Annotated in this window: 14 protein-coding genes; 5 read left to right on the plus strand and 9 right to left on the minus strand. The window is 63.6% G+C overall.

All coding sequences use genetic code 11. The features are described 5' to 3' along the window. Positions 1-94: 94 nt before the first annotated feature. Positions 95-670, plus strand: coding sequence for a TMEM175 family protein (locus tag FJ548_RS23810; protein WP_140607992.1), 576 nt, complete (start codon positions 95-97; stop codon positions 668-670). 136 nt (positions 671-806) lie between these two features. Here the strand turns inward: FJ548_RS23810 and FJ548_RS23815 are convergent, their stop codons facing one another. After that, positions 807-1,088, minus strand: coding sequence for a hypothetical protein (locus FJ548_RS23815; protein WP_140779115.1), 282 nt, complete (start codon positions 1,086-1,088; stop codon positions 807-809). A 226-nt stretch (positions 1,089-1,314) separates the two neighbouring features. Here FJ548_RS23815 and FJ548_RS23820 point away from each other — a divergent pair, with 226 nt between their 5' ends. Next, positions 1,315-2,181, plus strand: a complete 867-nt coding sequence (locus FJ548_RS23820) for an SDR family NAD(P)-dependent oxidoreductase (RefSeq protein ID WP_140779116.1) — start codon at positions 1,315-1,317, stop codon at positions 2,179-2,181. A gap of 10 nt (positions 2,182-2,191) precedes the next feature. On the opposite strand, the gene FJ548_RS23825 is transcribed toward FJ548_RS23820, so the two are convergent. The 3 genes from FJ548_RS23825 to FJ548_RS23835 form a co-directional block, all read right to left on the minus strand. Further along, on the minus strand, positions 2,192-2,617 hold the full coding sequence (locus tag FJ548_RS23825) for a low affinity iron permease family protein (RefSeq protein WP_140607998.1): 426 nt from the start codon (positions 2,615-2,617) through the stop codon (positions 2,192-2,194). Between the two features lie 310 nt (positions 2,618-2,927). Next, on the minus strand, positions 2,928-3,569 hold the full coding sequence (locus FJ548_RS23830) for a DapH/DapD/GlmU-related protein (RefSeq protein WP_140608000.1): 642 nt from the start codon (positions 3,567-3,569) through the stop codon (positions 2,928-2,930). Between the two features lie 86 nt (positions 3,570-3,655). After that, a complete protein-coding gene (locus FJ548_RS23835; RefSeq protein WP_140608002.1) occupies positions 3,656-4,159 on the minus strand; it encodes a CreA family protein in 504 nt (167 codons plus the stop codon). Between the two features lie 186 nt (positions 4,160-4,345). Between FJ548_RS23835 and FJ548_RS23840 the strand changes: the two genes are divergently transcribed. From FJ548_RS23840 to FJ548_RS23850, 3 genes are all read left to right on the plus strand, one after another. Beyond that, positions 4,346-4,924: an SCO family protein gene (locus tag FJ548_RS23840; RefSeq protein ID WP_140608004.1), complete on the plus strand. Its 579-nt coding sequence runs from the start codon at positions 4,346-4,348 to the stop codon at positions 4,922-4,924. Between the two features lie 87 nt (positions 4,925-5,011). After that, positions 5,012-5,884 (plus strand): 50S ribosomal protein L11 methyltransferase, encoded by an 873-nt coding sequence (locus tag FJ548_RS23845; protein ID WP_140765216.1) that lies wholly within the window; start codon positions 5,012-5,014, stop codon positions 5,882-5,884. A 241-nt stretch (positions 5,885-6,125) separates the two neighbouring features. Beyond that, on the plus strand, positions 6,126-7,970 hold the full coding sequence (locus FJ548_RS23850) for an aminopeptidase P family protein (protein ID WP_140779117.1): 1,845 nt from the start codon (positions 6,126-6,128) through the stop codon (positions 7,968-7,970). A 229-nt stretch (positions 7,971-8,199) separates the two neighbouring features. Here the strand turns inward: FJ548_RS23850 and FJ548_RS23855 are convergent, their stop codons facing one another. The 5 genes from FJ548_RS23855 to recN form a co-directional block, all read right to left on the minus strand. Then, positions 8,200-8,496, minus strand: a complete 297-nt coding sequence (locus tag FJ548_RS23855; protein WP_140695589.1) for an AzlD family protein — start codon at positions 8,494-8,496, stop codon at positions 8,200-8,202. Continuing rightward, positions 8,493-9,221 carry an AzlC family ABC transporter permease gene (locus FJ548_RS23860; protein WP_140608012.1) on the minus strand — a complete coding sequence of 243 codons (729 nt, stop codon included), beginning with the start codon at positions 9,219-9,221 and terminating at the stop codon, positions 8,493-8,495. Before FJ548_RS23860 ends, FJ548_RS23855 begins: the two co-directional genes overlap by 4 nt. A 166-nt stretch (positions 9,222-9,387) precedes the next feature. Continuing rightward, positions 9,388-10,080 carry a TIGR02453 family protein gene (locus tag FJ548_RS23865; RefSeq protein WP_140779118.1) on the minus strand — a complete coding sequence of 231 codons (693 nt, stop codon included), beginning with the start codon at positions 10,078-10,080 and terminating at the stop codon, positions 9,388-9,390. Then, the gene (ligA, locus tag FJ548_RS23870) at positions 10,080-12,284 is read right to left on the minus strand and encodes an NAD-dependent DNA ligase LigA (RefSeq protein WP_140779119.1); all 2,205 of its coding nucleotides are present in this window, start codon (positions 12,282-12,284) and stop codon (positions 10,080-10,082) included. The genes FJ548_RS23865 and ligA overlap by 1 nt, the downstream gene beginning before the upstream one ends. Before the next feature lie 112 nt (positions 12,285-12,396). Beyond that, positions 12,397-14,070: a DNA repair protein RecN gene (recN, locus tag FJ548_RS23875; protein ID WP_140695597.1), complete on the minus strand. Its 1,674-nt coding sequence runs from the start codon at positions 14,068-14,070 to the stop codon at positions 12,397-12,399. Positions 14,071-14,129 lie beyond the last annotated feature (59 nt).

Consider the following 14,129-nt stretch of genomic DNA (forward strand, 5'->3'; position numbering starts at 1 on the left):
AGTTGAGGATTTGTCGCATGCCGTTTATCGAACCGGCCAGATGAGCTAACAATTTGCTGTCTTTCGACAATTCCTTTTAGGCAGGGCGGTGATCATGGGCAAAGGCAGGGTCGAGGCATTCACCGACGGCGTGGTGGCCATCATCATCACCATCATGGTGCTGGACCTGAAGGTGCCGGAAGGCGAGGATTTCTCCACCTTGGTGCCGCAACTGCCGATCTTCCTCTGCTACGTGCTCTCCTTCGTCAATGTCGGCATCTACTGGAACAACCTGCATAACATGTTCCACACCGTGCAGCGCGTCGATGGTGGCGTGCTGTGGGCAAACCTGCATCTGCTGTTCTGGTTATCCCTGATGCCGGTAACGACGGCTTTCATGGGCGAGAACCATTTCGCCACGGTTCCGGTCGCGGTTTACGGTTTCGACCTTGCAATGTGCGCCGCCGCTTACGGCATCCTGGTCATTACCCTGCATCGGCTGCACGGGCCGGACACCGCCTTCGCCAAGGCGATCGGCCGGGACCGCAAGGGAAGGCTTTCCCTCGCCGTCTACCTCGCGGCGATCGCGCTTACCTTCCTCAACCGGTGGATCGGTGTGGCGCTCTACGTCGCTATCGCCCTGGTGTGGCTTGTACCGGACACGCGTTTTTCGCGCGTTCTCGAAAAATAACACGCAGGCTCATCGCTCGGCGCGATGCCGGACGGAAAACCGCTTCGCACTTTCCTGGAATTGCTCTCGGGTTCGGCGCAATTCCGGGCGGAAAACCGCTTCGCACTTTTCCTGCAATTGCTTAGCCGCGAATTGCTTAGCCGCGCATCTCTTTCAGTTTTTCCGCCACCGCGGCGGCCAGATCGGCATAGCGCTCCTCCAACAGTTCCGCGGCCTTGATGATCGAGAAATCATGGCCGAACTTTTCCAGCGCCATGCGCAGTTTCTCGACGAAATCGGCCTGCTTTTCCAGCGCTGAAAACAACGTCTTCACCTGGGCTTCGGTGATGTCGGGGTTGGCCAGCATCTGCGGTACCTCGCGCCCCATCTGTTCGCCGGTGGCGGTCTGCTCCTTCAGAATTGCGACCCAGTCCGTCAATCGAAAATCTCCATTTGCCGGGGCAGCATGCGCAGCCTCGGCCGGCATGGTCAACCCGAACCCATCTCTCCCGTCGGGGAACGCGCCGCGGTTTGGGGGCAAGGACATGCATGAAAACACCACTTTCAGTGTGCGCCACGGGGCCTTGAGCGCCGCTGCCCGAAGGGCTTGCGCAAGCCCGTCGCGGCGCTAAGTTCGGCGCTATCGAAGAAGGAAGCCATCGCCGATGATCCCCGACACCGAGATTCAGACCGCCCTGCCCGCCCTTGAGCCAGGCAGGACCGCTATCATCACCGGCGCCGCCAGCGGAATTGGTCTCGCGGCCGCCAAGCGGCTGGCGCTGATGAGAATGAAGATCGTGCTCGCCGACATTGGCGGCGCGCGCCTTGACGATGCTTCCCGGGCCATCTCCGCGATCGCCGGCAATGACGCTGTGCTTGCGGTCGCCGCCGACGTTTCGAACGCCGATGAGGTCGATCGTCTAGCCGACCGGGCATTCGGCGCCTTCGGCGACATCTCGCTGCTGATGAACAATGCCGGTGTCGGCGACAACCCCGGAAAGCCCTGGGAAAACCGCGACGCCTGGAAACGGCTGCTCGATATCAATTTCTGGGGCGTCGTGCATGGCGTCGAAGCGTTCGCCCCGCGCATGCTGGCCTCAGGCAGGCCGGGCCTCATCGTCAACACAGGCTCCAAGCAAGGCATCACCACACCACCCGGCAACCTCGCCTACAATGTCTCCAAGGCCGGGGTTAAGACATTCACCGAAGGCCTGGCGCATGCGCTGCGTAACGAGCCCGGTGCCCGTCTGTCGGCCCATCTGCTCATCCCCGGCTTCACCTATACCGGCCTCACCATAGGGGCGACGGAAAAGCCCGCCGGCGCCTGGACAGGCGAACAGGTCGTTGATTTCATGCTGGAATCGCTGGTCCGGGGCGACTTCTACATCCTGTGTCCCGACAACGAGACGGCGCGGCCGCTGGACGAGAAGCGCATGGCATGGGCGGCCGGAGACATCATCGAAAACCGCCCCGCTTTGTCACGCTGGCATCCAAACTACAAGGACGCGTTCGCGGCCTTCATGAAAGACTAAGCTCGAGTCTTTAGGCCGCGCGCTTTTTCGGAGTTCGTTTTTGCGCCACGGCCTTCTTTGCGGCCATGGCGGCGATCTTCTCATCGTGCCGGCGCGCCGCCTGCTCGCACTTGTCGCGGATTTCCTCGACCTCGGATTCCGTCAGGTGCTCGATGCCGATGAAGCGGTTGCGGCCCTCGCTGACCCGGATCAGTTCATCGAGTTTGGCCTGGATCGCCGCGCCGTCCCGATTCTGGGTGTTTTGGATGAGAAACACCATCAGGAAGGTGACGATGGTCGTGCCGGTGTTGATCACCAACTGCCAGGTGTCCGAGAAATTGAACAACGGCCCACTCGCCGCCCAGATGACTACGACCAGGCAGCAGACGGCAAATGTCGGTGACAGGCCGGTTATGTGGGCGACCCGGTTGGCGATCCTGGTGAAGAGCTTTTCCATCTGTGGAGGTCCCTCAATGGCTGCCGCGATGAGAAACAACCGGCGACCGTTCGGGTTCCCGCAGACAATAAATACAACCGCTGCAATTGAATGCACGCAATGCGCGCATACGGTGAAAAACACACCTTACCGGTTCAATGTCATGGTAACCGTGCAGGCAAAAGTCCCTGTTCCGTCCGCTTCACGGCGGTTTACCTCCAGCCCCTTCCGCCGCGCCACCCCCGCATTGCGGAAGGGGTTTCAGTCCGTGGCGCGGAGCGTGATTTCCCGAAAGCGCCGACCGGCATACAAACAGACGATCACTTCAGGCTCAAACGGCATCGTTTTCCCAGCGATCGAGGAAGGCCTCGATCGGCATTGCCTGGATGTCGGGAACCGCCTTGGCGAGTTTCTCGACCGGCCAGTCCCACCAGGCGAGAGCTTCGATCCGCGCCGCGATTTCAGGAGCGAAGCGCGGCCTGAGCGGCTTCGCCGGCACGCCGGCCACGATCGTGTAGGACGGCACGTCGTGAGTCACCACCGCATTGGCGCCGATGACGGCCCCATTGCCGATGGTGATATCAGGCATGACCACCGCTCCATGGCCGATCCAGACATCGTGGCCGATGGCCACGGCCTTCGCCTGCCGCCGCTCGCGAAATGCGGCATCGACGCCCAACCAGCGAAAATACTCGTTTGGCCGATAGCTGACCTTGTGCTGGGTCAGCCGTTCGATCGGATGCTCCAGCGCATTGATGCGGCTGTTGGCGGCGATCGAGCAGAATTTGCCGATGCTCGTGTAGATCGCCTCCGCATGGCGCTCGAAATAGGAAAAATCCCCCACGCTCACCTCGCGCAGCACCACCCGCTCGCCGATCGAGGTATAGCGGCCAAGCTTGCACGCCTTCAGCTCCGCGGTCGGGTGGATGCGCGGCTCGGGATCTTTCAGGACGAGGTTTTCGGAACGGTCCATGGGCGCGGCTTTACGTCAGAGCAATTGTTCCCGCAAGCGGGACCAATTATCCGTCAAGCCGGTTCCGGGAAAGAGTTCCGATCAGCCTATTTCGGCTTGCCCTTGGTCCACACCACGTTCTGGCCGTAGAGCGGCACCGTCGTGACCGACATCTTCGCGGAGCCGTTCTGCACCTGGCGCGAGTGCGACAGATAGATCAAGGTCTCGTTGGTCTTGTCGTAGATGCGGTTCACCACCTGCTTCTTCCAGATCAGGCTGAGGCCTTGTTTGAACACCTCCTCGCCGCTCTCGCCCATATCGATATCGCCGATGGTGATCGGGCCGGTCTGGCGGCACGAGATCGAGGAATCGCTGGGATCCTCGAACCAGTTGCCCTTGTGCAGCCTATCGACGATGCTTCGGTCGAAATAGGCGACATGGCAGGTCACCCCATCAACCTTGGGGTCCTTGATCGCGTCAATCATAATGTCATTGCCGACCCAGTCGACGCCAACCTTGCCGACTTCCTCGGCAATGGCGCCGCCAGCACCAAGGACAAGGCATGCGGCCAGAGCGCCGCCGATCAGTTTTGGCCCAATCGGTCTTTGCAAGGAAGCCTCCTGCGGTTCGAGTAGCCGGTCTCAGGTGGGGCGAGGTGGGCTGCTTTGCAAGCAGCAACCTCAACACCATATGCGGTTGCGGCAACGCGGCACTTTGCCTGGGCAAGGTCGAACCGCTAAGACTGTCGCACCGGCGCACTGAGCCGGCGCGATGATTTCTGCAGGCGGACTTTTCTGATGATGCGTTCTATCCTGATCGGCATTCTCGTCCTGATGGCGGCCGGCATAGGTTGGCTGACCTTCGACTGGTATCGCGGCCACTATGGCGGCGAACCGTTCGGAGCCCCGTTCACCCTGGTCGACCAGAAAGGCGCGCCGATCACCGAGGCCGCCTTCAGGGGACAGCCGAGCGTCGTCTTCTTCGGCTTCACCCACTGCCCCGAGGTCTGCCCGACCACGCTGTTCGAACTCTCCGGCTGGCTGAAGACGCTCGGCGACGACGGCAAGAACTTGCACGCATATTTCGTCTCGATCGATCCGGCGCGCGACACGCCGCAGGTGATGAACGCCTATGTCAGCAATTTCTCCGACCGTATCACCGGTATCACCGGTGACCCGGACAAGGTCCATGCCATGGCCAAGTCCTTCGGCATCTACTGGAAGAAGGTCGACACCGGCGACGGCGACTACACGATGGACCACACGGCCTCGGTGCTGCTGTTGAATGGCAAGGGAGACTTCGCCGGAACCATCGCCTATGGGGAAAGTGCCGACACCGCCGTTGAGAAGCTGAAGCGTCTTGCCGCCAAGGGCTAGGCTTGATCCCGAAGCGAAGGACCGCGTAAGCGAAAAGCGGAACCCGTTTTCGGACAAGATCAAGCTCAAAGAAGAAACCCAGTCTACATGACTCAGACGCGACTCCATTTCACCACCGGGAAGATCGAGGCTGAACGCATTTTCGCGGCGCTCGAAATGGCCTTCGAGGACGAAGGCCTGCCGATCGCCGTGCTGGAGGTCGACGAAGACCAGGACATCCACGAAGTCTCGCTCTACGCCGACGGCGACGTCGACGCGGTCGAGGCGCGGGTGAAGGACGTTCTGGCCGGCCTCACTCTGTCAAAACCGGTCGAGCGCGAAAAGCTGCCCGACATCGATTGGGTGGCGCGTTCGCTGGAAGGCCTGAAGCCGGTGCGCGCCGGCCGTTTCTTCGTCCACGGCGCGCATGACCGCAGGAAACGCCGCAGCGGCGAACTCGCCATCGAGATCGAGGCAGGCCTTGCCTTCGGCACCGGCCATCACGGCACAACCGCGGGATGCCTCGAAATGCTGGAGAAAGTGGTGCGGCGCGAGCACCCGCGCAACGCGCTCGACCTTGGCACGGGCAGCGCGGTGCTGGCGATCGCCGTCGCCAAGCTGGCGCATATTTCGGTGCTCGCCACCGACATCGATCCGGTGGCGGTGAAGGTCGCCGCCGCCAATGCGCGGCTGAACCACGTCAAGGGGCTCGTCGAAACGGTGACCGCACCGGGCTTTCACCACCCGATCTTCGGCAAGCGTGCACCCTTCGATCTCATCGTCGCCAACATATTGGCACGGCCGCTGATGCGGCTGGCGCCGCAAATGGCCGGGCACATCGCGCTCGGCGGCTCGATCGTGCTGTCAGGCATTCTCGATCGCCAGCGCGACGCCGTCATCTCGGCCTATGTCGGCCAGAACTTCCGCCACGTGCGCACCCTGCACCGCGAAGGCTGGGTGACGATCCACCTCAAGCATTGAGGCCGGCAGGATAGTTGGCCTGCCGTCGACGCCCCAGCGGCCTCACGTCCAACAGCACCATCCGTGCGATCGCGAGCATGGTTGGAAAGCGTGTTTCAGCGGCATCGACCTTCGTGCTGCCACTGGACCAAGCCCGATCGGTTGTCAGCCTGGCGACGCTGTAGCAGTTTGCGCCAGCCGGAAATCGATTCCGATTTCCAGGTCCATAGGCTACGGTCGAACTGACATCAGGAGGCCCATCATGTTCCAGACCTTCGATTCCGCGGGCGATCCGGCGGTCGGCAAGCCGCGCGTGACGCTGCTGCGCCAATGGCTGGCGGCCAATGGCCTGGACGGCTTCATCGTTCCACGCGCCGACGAGCATCAGGGCGAATATGTCGCCGACCGTTCGGCGCGGCTAAAATGGCTGACCGGCTTCAGCGGCTCGGCCGGCGTCGCCATCGTCCTGCGCGACCGCGCCTTCGTCTTTATCGACGGGCGCTACACGCTGCAGGTGCGCAACGAGGTGGACCTCGACATCTTTTCGATCGAAAGCCTCGTCGACAATCCGCCCGCCGTCTGGCTCCGGGACAATATCGGCAAGGGCGCGCGGCTGGGCTTCGATCCATGGCTGCACACGATCAGCGAGGTCAAGGCGCTGCAGGCCTCGGCCGACAAGACGGGCGCCGTGCTGGTGCCACTCGACAGGAACCCGATCGACATCATCTGGAACGACCAGCCCGCCGCGCCTGTGACCCCGGTCGAGCTTCACCCGATCGGCTTTGCCGGCGAGCTCGCCAAGGACAAGCTGGCGCGGCTGGCAACAGCAATCGGCAAGGAGGGCGCCACCCATGCGGTGCTGACCGACCCCTCCTCCATCGCCTGGGCCTTCAATATCCGTGGCGGTGACGTGCCGCACACGCCGCTGGCGCTCGGCTTCGCCGTCCTTGCCGCCGATGGATCGCACCAGCTGTTCATGGACAAGCGCAAATTCTCGCGCCAGGTCGCGGCCTATCTCACGCAGCTCGCTGATCCGCATGAGCCCGGCGAATTCGAAGCGGCGATCGTGGCCCTCGCCAAGGGCGGCGCCAAGATCGCGCTCGACCCGGTGCTCGCGGCCGACAGGCTGCGCATGCTGGTCGAGGACAATGGCGGCACGGTGATCGCCGCGCCCGACCCGGCCCGCATCCCGCGCGCCACCAAGAACCAGGCCGAGATCAACGGCTCGCGCGCCGCCCATCGTCGCGACGGTGCCGCGGTGGCCAAGCTCTTGTGCTGGCTGGAGCGCCAGAAACCCGGCTCCCTCGACGAGATCGCCGTTGTCACCAGGCTGGAAGAGACGCGCCGGCAGACCGGCGAGGAGACCCAGATGCCGCTGCGCGACGTCTCCTTCGACACCATTTCCGGCGCCGGCCCCAACGGCGCCATCATGCATTACCGCGTGTCACGCGCCACCAACCGCAGGCTTGAGGCCGGCGAGCTGTTCCTGCTCGATTCCGGCGCGCAATATCAGGACGGCACCACCGACATCACCCGCACCGTGCCGATCGGCCAGCCAACCGAGGAGATGCGCGAACGCTTCACCCTGGTGCTGAAAGGCATGATCGGCATTTCGACGCTGCGCTTTCCCGCCGGCACGCGTGGCTCGGAAATCGACGCCGTCGCGCGCATGGCGCTGTGGAAGCACGGCTGCGACTTCGCCCATGGCACCGGCCATGGCGTCGGCTCGTATCTGGCCGTGCATGAGGGTCCGCAGCGCATTGCGCGCACCGGCACCGAAAAGCTGCTCGAGGGCATGATGCTGTCCAACGAGCCCGGTTACTACAAGGAAGGCTCCTACGGCATCCGCATCGAGAACCTGATCCTGGTGACGCCGGCCGAACAGATCGAGGGCGGCGACATTGCCATGCATGGCTTCGAGACGCTGACGCTGGCGCCGATCGATGTCAGGCTGGTGCGGTCGGACCTGCTGACGCGCGAGGAACTGCACTGGCTGGACACCTACCACGCCCGCGTGCTGGCGGAGATCGGACCGATGCTCGACGGCGAAACGCTGGCCTGGCTGCAAAAGGCGACCGCGCCGCTGCCGTATGACGCCAAGATTTGAGGCGGCCGATATTCAGCTTGGAAGGCTGGCGCTGCCCCTCATCCGCCTGCCGGCACCTTCTCCCCGTATAGTGACGGGGAGAAGGGAGCTGTCGCAACCTTCGCCGCAGCGAGGAAAACTGGCGAAATCGTCGATGACAGCGTCTTTTCCCCGTCCCTATACGTGGAGAAATTGCCGGCAGGGCAATGAGGGGGCGGCGCCTACGTCGGAGCATCGCGAGGCAGAGCTCTTATCCGATGAACTGCCGCGCCAGGATCAGCACCGCGGCACCCGCCAGAAACATCGCCATCAGCCCGCCACGCAGCGAAACCGTCGCCGTGACGACCAGCGCCGCCCATTCCGCCGGTCCGGCGTTCAACAGCTCCGGCGCCACCAGCGTCGTCAGCACCGCCGCCGGCACCGCATTGAGGCCGGCTTCCACGCGCGGATGAATGTTTTCGAAGCGGGAGATGACCAGATGCCCGCCGATGCGCGTGAGATAGGTCGCGATTGCGCCGGCGATGATGATCCAGAATGTCGTGCTCATGGCCGCTCTCCCACGCCGCTATGGTGCGGTGGCAGGATGACGGCGAGCAGCACGCCGGCGACGGCGCCGATCGAGACGTGCCAGGGTGAGCCGACCGTCTTGTAGGCGATGATCGAGGCGCAGCCGCTGGCGACGACCACCGGCAGCCATAGCGGCCGCTTGCGAAAACCCATCACGAGGCCAAGAAAATAGATCGGCAGCAGGAAATCGATGCCCAGCGCATGCGTGTCGGGAATGAGCTTGCCGAACACCGCCCCAAGCGCGCTTTCGGTGATCCAGAACAGATAGACCGGCAGGCCGAGCCCCAGATACCAGGCAAAGCCGACGGTCTGCCCCGATTGCGCCCGCGCTTCGGCAACCGCGTATTGCGGATCGGTGAGGATGAAATAGCCGAGCGCCTGCTGGATGACAGGCCAGTGCGCGATGCGCCGGCCGATCCCGGCGGAATAGAGCACGTGGCGGAAGTTGACGGCGAAGATCGAAAGCACGATCAGCCATGGCGCGACATGCTGGCCGAACAGCTGGATGCCCACCATCTGGCTGGCGCCGCCGAACACCAATGCGCTCATCAGGAAGGCTTCGAAAACCGAGAAGCCCTGGTCGACGGCAAGCGCCCCGAACAGCACGGCAAAGGGCGCCGACGCCACCACGACCGGCATGGACAGCCGCACGCCCTGCCAGAACTCGCTCTTGCCGCCGCTTTCGGAAATAGCGTCCGTCGCCATCGATCACTCCTGATGCATGTCGCCCAAAGTGCGTGGCGGTTTTGGGACAACGGCATGCACAATAAAGGGAGTGGCGGTATGTAGGTGGCATGCCCCGCCTTGTCACACGAATTCGCTTGAGCCGAACGATCAGCGGAAATGATCGCCGGATCGCGGTGTCGACTCTTCAATCGTCCGCGATTTTACCCTCGATCGCCCTGCCCCAGTCGAGCAGCGGCTTGGCCCGCAAAGTGAAATCGACGAGTTCCTCGACCAGTTCCGGTCCATGGATACCAGCAGGATCGATGACGTGGCGAACAACAAAATGCCGGTTGCGGATGGCGGCAACGAGATCCTTTTCCACGACATGTTCGAAGCCACGCGGCGTGCGTTTCATGCCGCCTTCGGCATCGAGCTCGAGGCCATTCTTGTTCAACGCCTTCACCATGGCGCGAAACCTTTCGGGCCACGTCTCGATGGCGCGCCGCATCGACAACAGCAGCGCCGCTTCCGGCTGCCACCAGGCGACACCGGCAAAGCAACCCTCCAGCCCGATATGGACGTAGAACACGCCTTGCTCCATCTTGCTGCCGTCGGGCGACAGGATCGCCGACAGATGCCTGTTGTAGGGGCGTTTGTCCTTGGCGAAGCGGACGTCGCGGTTGATACGGAACAGCGATTTCTTGCGATCACCACGCAGACCGAGCCCGGCTGCCAGGAAACGCTGCGTCAGCGTTTCGACGAGATCGCCCAGGGGATCGCGCAATTCCTTTTCGAACAGCTCGCGGTTCTCCAGGAACCACTCCCGGCTCTGGTGGAAATCGAGCGCCTTCAGGAATGGGATGGCCTTTGGACCGAACCCTTTGAATTCGCCCGACATCACGCCTTGCCGACCCGCTGCAGCCAGGTGTCTTCGTCGATGACTTCGACACCGAGTTCACTGGCAAGCTTGAGCTTGGAGCCGGCACCCGGTCCCGCCACCACCAGATCGGTCTTGGCCGAGACCGAACCAGCCACCTTGGCGCCAAGCCGTTCGGCCATCGCCTTGGCTTCGGAGCGCGTCATCTTCTCCAACGAACCGGTGAAGACGATCGTCTTGCCGGCGACCTCGCTGTCGGCCGAAATCGTGACGATATACGGTTTCGGCTTGACCTGCTCGAGCAGCTTGTCGAGCACGTCGTCATTGCGCTCATTGCCGAAGAAATTGCGCAGCGCATCGATCACCGTGTCGCCGATGCCGTTGATCGATGGGAAGACTGTGTGCGGGTCCTCCGCCGCCGCCGTCTCCTTGCCAACGCGGATCAACTCCTCGATCGTCGAGAATGTCCGGGCAAGCACTGCCGCCGTCGTCTCGCCGATGTGGCGGATGCCGAGCGCAAAAATGAAACGATCGAGTTCCGGTTCGCGGCGCGCGTCTATGGCCGCGAACAGCTTGTCGAGACCTTCATAATTGCGGTCCTCGACGCCGCGCACATTCTTGCGCGTCTTGCCGGACGCGGCCTCGCGCTGCCTGGCCTGCTCCTCGCGCCGCTCGGCCAGCGCCCTGGTGACGGCCGGACGGCGATCCCGGAGCGTGAAGATATCGGCGGCTGTCTTGACCAGTCCAGAATTGAAGAACAGGTCGATGTTTTCAGCGCCCAGGCCTTCTATGTCCATGGCGCCGCGCGACACGAAGTGCCGCAGCCCTTCCACGGCCTGCGCCGGGCAGATCAGTTCGCCGGTGCAGCGGCGGCGCGAATCCTCCTTGCCGGTCTTCTCGTTGATTTCGCGCGTCGCCGGCGAGCCGCAAACCGGACAAGTATGCGGAAACTCGTAAGGCACCGCATCGGCCGGGCGCTTGTCGATGACGACGCTGACGATCTGTGGGATCACATCCCCTGCCCGCTGGATGACCACCGTGTCACCGATGCGTACGTCGATGCCGTCGCGGATCGGCAGGCCATTGCTGTCCAGGCCCTTGATATAATCCTCATTGTGCAGCGTCACATTCTCGACCACGACGCCGCCGACGGTGACGGGTGCCAGCCGCGCCACTGGCGCCAGCGTGCCGGTGCGGCCGACCTGGATGTCGATCTTCTCCACCGTCGTCATCGCCTGTTCGGCCGGGAATTTGTGCGCGACGGCCCAGCGCGGCTCACCGGTGACGAAACCCCAGCGGCGCTGCAAATCGAGTTGGTCGACCTTGTAGACGACGCCGTCAATGTCATAGCCCAACGACGAGCGCTGCTCCTCGATCCGGTGATAATGCGCGACCAGTTCCTCGACCGACTTCGCCCGCACCATCAGCGGACTGATCTTGAACCCCCAATCGGCGAATTTCTGGACCGAATCATACTGGGTCGGGGCTGGATCTTCCGTGGTGTAGCCCCATGCATAGGCGAAGAATTTGAGGTTGCGGCTGGCGGTGACGGAAGGATCCTTCTGGCGCAGCGAGCCGGCGGCCGTGTTGCGCGGATTGACATAATCCTGGCCGCCCGCCGCGGCCGAGCGTGCCTTCAGCGCCTCGAATTCGGCATAGGTCATATAGACCTCGCCGCGGATCTCGATGATTTCAGGCCAGCCCGACCCTTTCAACCGCGCTGGAATGTCGGCGATGGTCCTGAGGTTGGCGGTGATGTCCTCGCCCACGGCACCGTCGCCGCGCGTCGCGCCCTGTACGAAGACGCCCTTTTCGTAGCGCAGCGAAGCCGACAGCCCGTCGATCTTCGGCTCGGCGGTGAAGGCGATATCGAGGTCCTTGTCGCGGTCGAAGAACCGCCGGCCGCGCACGATGAAATCGGCGACGTCCTCGTCGGTGTAGGCCTTGGCGAGGCTGAGCATCGGCACGGCGTGGCGCACCTTGGCGAAGCCCTCCGCCGGCGGCGCGCCGACCCTGCGCGATGGAGAATCCTCGCGTACCAGACCGGGAAAACGCTCCTCGATGGCGAGGTTGCGTCGCGTCAGGGCGTCATATTCCGCATCCGTGATGACAGGCGCATCCTCGGTATGGTAGCGCCGGTCGTGCTCGGCGATCTCCGCCGCAAGGCGCTTCAGCTCGGCTTCCGCCTCGCTTTCATCAAGCGAATCGACTGGTTTTTCCGACATGGAAAGCTTCCTTGGACAATGGCACGTCACAATAAATCAGGATTTCGGGAAAATCATTCCTGAACAGCAGGATGGAGCCATATCCTGACTCGATCCATGACACCGGAGATTCTCATGCCGCGTTGGTGTTTTCGCGCAGCAGCCGCTCGGCGGCCGCGCGCGCCTCGTCGGTGATGGTGGCACCGGCCAGCATACGCGCGATCTCTTCCTGCCGCGCCGTCCGGTCCATCTCGGCGATGCCGGTCGCCACGCGGTCGGTGCTGCCCGATTTGGAGATCAGGAAATGCGTCGCCGCGCGCGCCGCCACCTGCGGCGCGTGGGTGACCGACAGCACCTGCACGCGCTTCGACAGGCGCGCCAGCCTCTGGCCGATCGCGTCGGCCACGGCGCCACCAACGCCGGTGTCGATTTCGTCGAAAACCAGCGTCGGCGCCGAGCCGCGGTCGGCCAGCGCCACCTTCAGCGCCAACAGGAAGCGGGAGAGCTCGCCGCCGGAGGCGACCTTCATCATCGGCCCGGGCCGCGTGCCGGGATTAGTGCGCACCCAGAACTCGATCTGGTCGATGCCCTCTTCCATGCGGCTCTCGGCCTCACTCTTCATCTCGACGATGAAGGCGGCGCGTTCGAGCTTCAGCGCTGGCAGTTCGGCCATCACCGCCTTGGTCAGCCCGACGGCCGCCGCATGGCGAAGCGAAGAAAGCTGCGCGGCGGCAATGTCATAGGCCTCGCGTGCGGCGGCGGCCTGCTTCTCCAGCCCGTGCAGCCGCTCCTCGCCGGCATCGAGATCGGCAAGATCGGCAACCATCGTGTCGCGCAATTGCGCCAGGTCGTCGACAGCGACGCTATGCTTGCGCGAGGCGGCGCGCAGCGAGAACAGTCGCTCCTCGGCTTTCTCCAGTCTTTGCGGGTCATATTCGGTGGCGCGGAGCGCGGCCTCGACCCCCGACTGTGCCGCGTCAAGCGACAGCATGGCTTCGTCCAGCGACTTGACCACGTCTTCGAGCAGGCCGGGTGCTTCCGTCGCTTTGCGCTGCAGCCGTCTCAGCAGGCTGGCGAGCTGCGGCAGGGGTGAGGACGGGCCTGACAGCACATCCTGCGCATCATGGATTTCGGAAGCGATCTTCTCGGCGCGCATCATATGGGCGCGCAGGTCGGCAAGTTCCGTCTCCTCGCCGGGCTGCGGATCGAGCCTGGTCAGTTCCGCGACCGCGGCGCGCAGATAGTCGGCCTCGCGCGCCGCTGCCGCCACCTTGGCGCGGTGGCGCGAAAGCTCCTGCTCGCCGGCGCGCCAGTGCCGCCAGGCCTCGCCGGTCGAGCGAACGACGCCGAGATGGCCGCCGAAAGCGTCGAGCACGTCACGGTGTGCGCCGGGATCGACCAGGGCGCGCTCATCGTGCTGGCCGTGGATCTCGACCAGCGCGCGGCCGACATCGCGCATCAGCGTCACGCTGGATGGCTGATCGTTGACGAACACGCGCGTGCGGCCGTCCGCCGTTTGCACACGGCGCAATATGACGTCGCCATCATCCTCTATGGCGTTTTCGGCAAGCAGCGCGCGAACCGGATGGTTGCGCGGCACATCGAAGACGGCGATGACCTGGCCCTGTGCCGCGCCATGACGCACCAGCGAGGCGTCGCCGCGCGCGCCGAGCGCCAGCGACAAGGCATCGAGCAGGATGGATTTGCCGGCGCCGGTTTCGCCCGTCAGCACGGAAAGGCCCGGCTGGAAGTCGATATCCAGCTTCTCGATCAGGACGATATCGCGGATCGACAGTCTGGAAAGCATCAGAACCCGGACCTATTGCATGCCGCCCAAAAGTGGACCCGGTTTTGGGATAACGACAT

It is taken from the genome of Mesorhizobium sp. B2-4-17 (assembly GCF_006441275.1).
Lineage (GTDB): Bacteria > Pseudomonadota > Alphaproteobacteria > Rhizobiales > Rhizobiaceae > Mesorhizobium.

What these genes read in the sequence shown, in the direction of transcription:
- FJ548_RS23810 (WP_140607992.1), top strand. Translation starts at nt 95, where the DNA reads ATGGGCAAAGGCAGGGTCGAGGCATTCACCGACGGCGTGGTGGCCATC.
- FJ548_RS23820 (WP_140779116.1), top strand. Translation starts at nt 1,315, where the DNA reads ATGATCCCCGACACCGAGATTCAGACCGCCCTGCCCGCCCTTGAGCCA.
- FJ548_RS23825 (WP_140607998.1), bottom strand. Translation starts at nt 2,617, where the DNA reads ATGGAAAAGCTCTTCACCAGGATCGCCAACCGGGTCGCCCACATAACC.
- FJ548_RS23830 (WP_140608000.1), bottom strand. Translation starts at nt 3,569, where the DNA reads ATGGACCGTTCCGAAAACCTCGTCCTGAAAGATCCCGAGCCGCGCATC.
- FJ548_RS23840 (WP_140608004.1), top strand. Translation starts at nt 4,346, where the DNA reads ATGATGCGTTCTATCCTGATCGGCATTCTCGTCCTGATGGCGGCCGGC.
- FJ548_RS23845 (WP_140765216.1), top strand. Translation starts at nt 5,012, where the DNA reads ATGACTCAGACGCGACTCCATTTCACCACCGGGAAGATCGAGGCTGAA.
- FJ548_RS23850 (WP_140779117.1), top strand. Translation starts at nt 6,126, where the DNA reads ATGTTCCAGACCTTCGATTCCGCGGGCGATCCGGCGGTCGGCAAGCCG.
- FJ548_RS23855 (WP_140695589.1), bottom strand. Translation starts at nt 8,496, where the DNA reads ATGAGCACGACATTCTGGATCATCATCGCCGGCGCAATCGCGACCTAT.
- FJ548_RS23860 (WP_140608012.1), bottom strand. Translation starts at nt 9,221, where the DNA reads ATGGCGACGGACGCTATTTCCGAAAGCGGCGGCAAGAGCGAGTTCTGG.
- FJ548_RS23865 (WP_140779118.1), bottom strand. Translation starts at nt 10,080, where the DNA reads ATGTCGGGCGAATTCAAAGGGTTCGGTCCAAAGGCCATCCCATTCCTG.
- ligA (WP_140779119.1), bottom strand. Translation starts at nt 12,284, where the DNA reads ATGTCGGAAAAACCAGTCGATTCGCTTGATGAAAGCGAGGCGGAAGCC.
- recN (WP_140695597.1), bottom strand. Translation starts at nt 14,070, where the DNA reads ATGCTTTCCAGACTGTCGATCCGCGATATCGTCCTGATCGAGAAGCTG.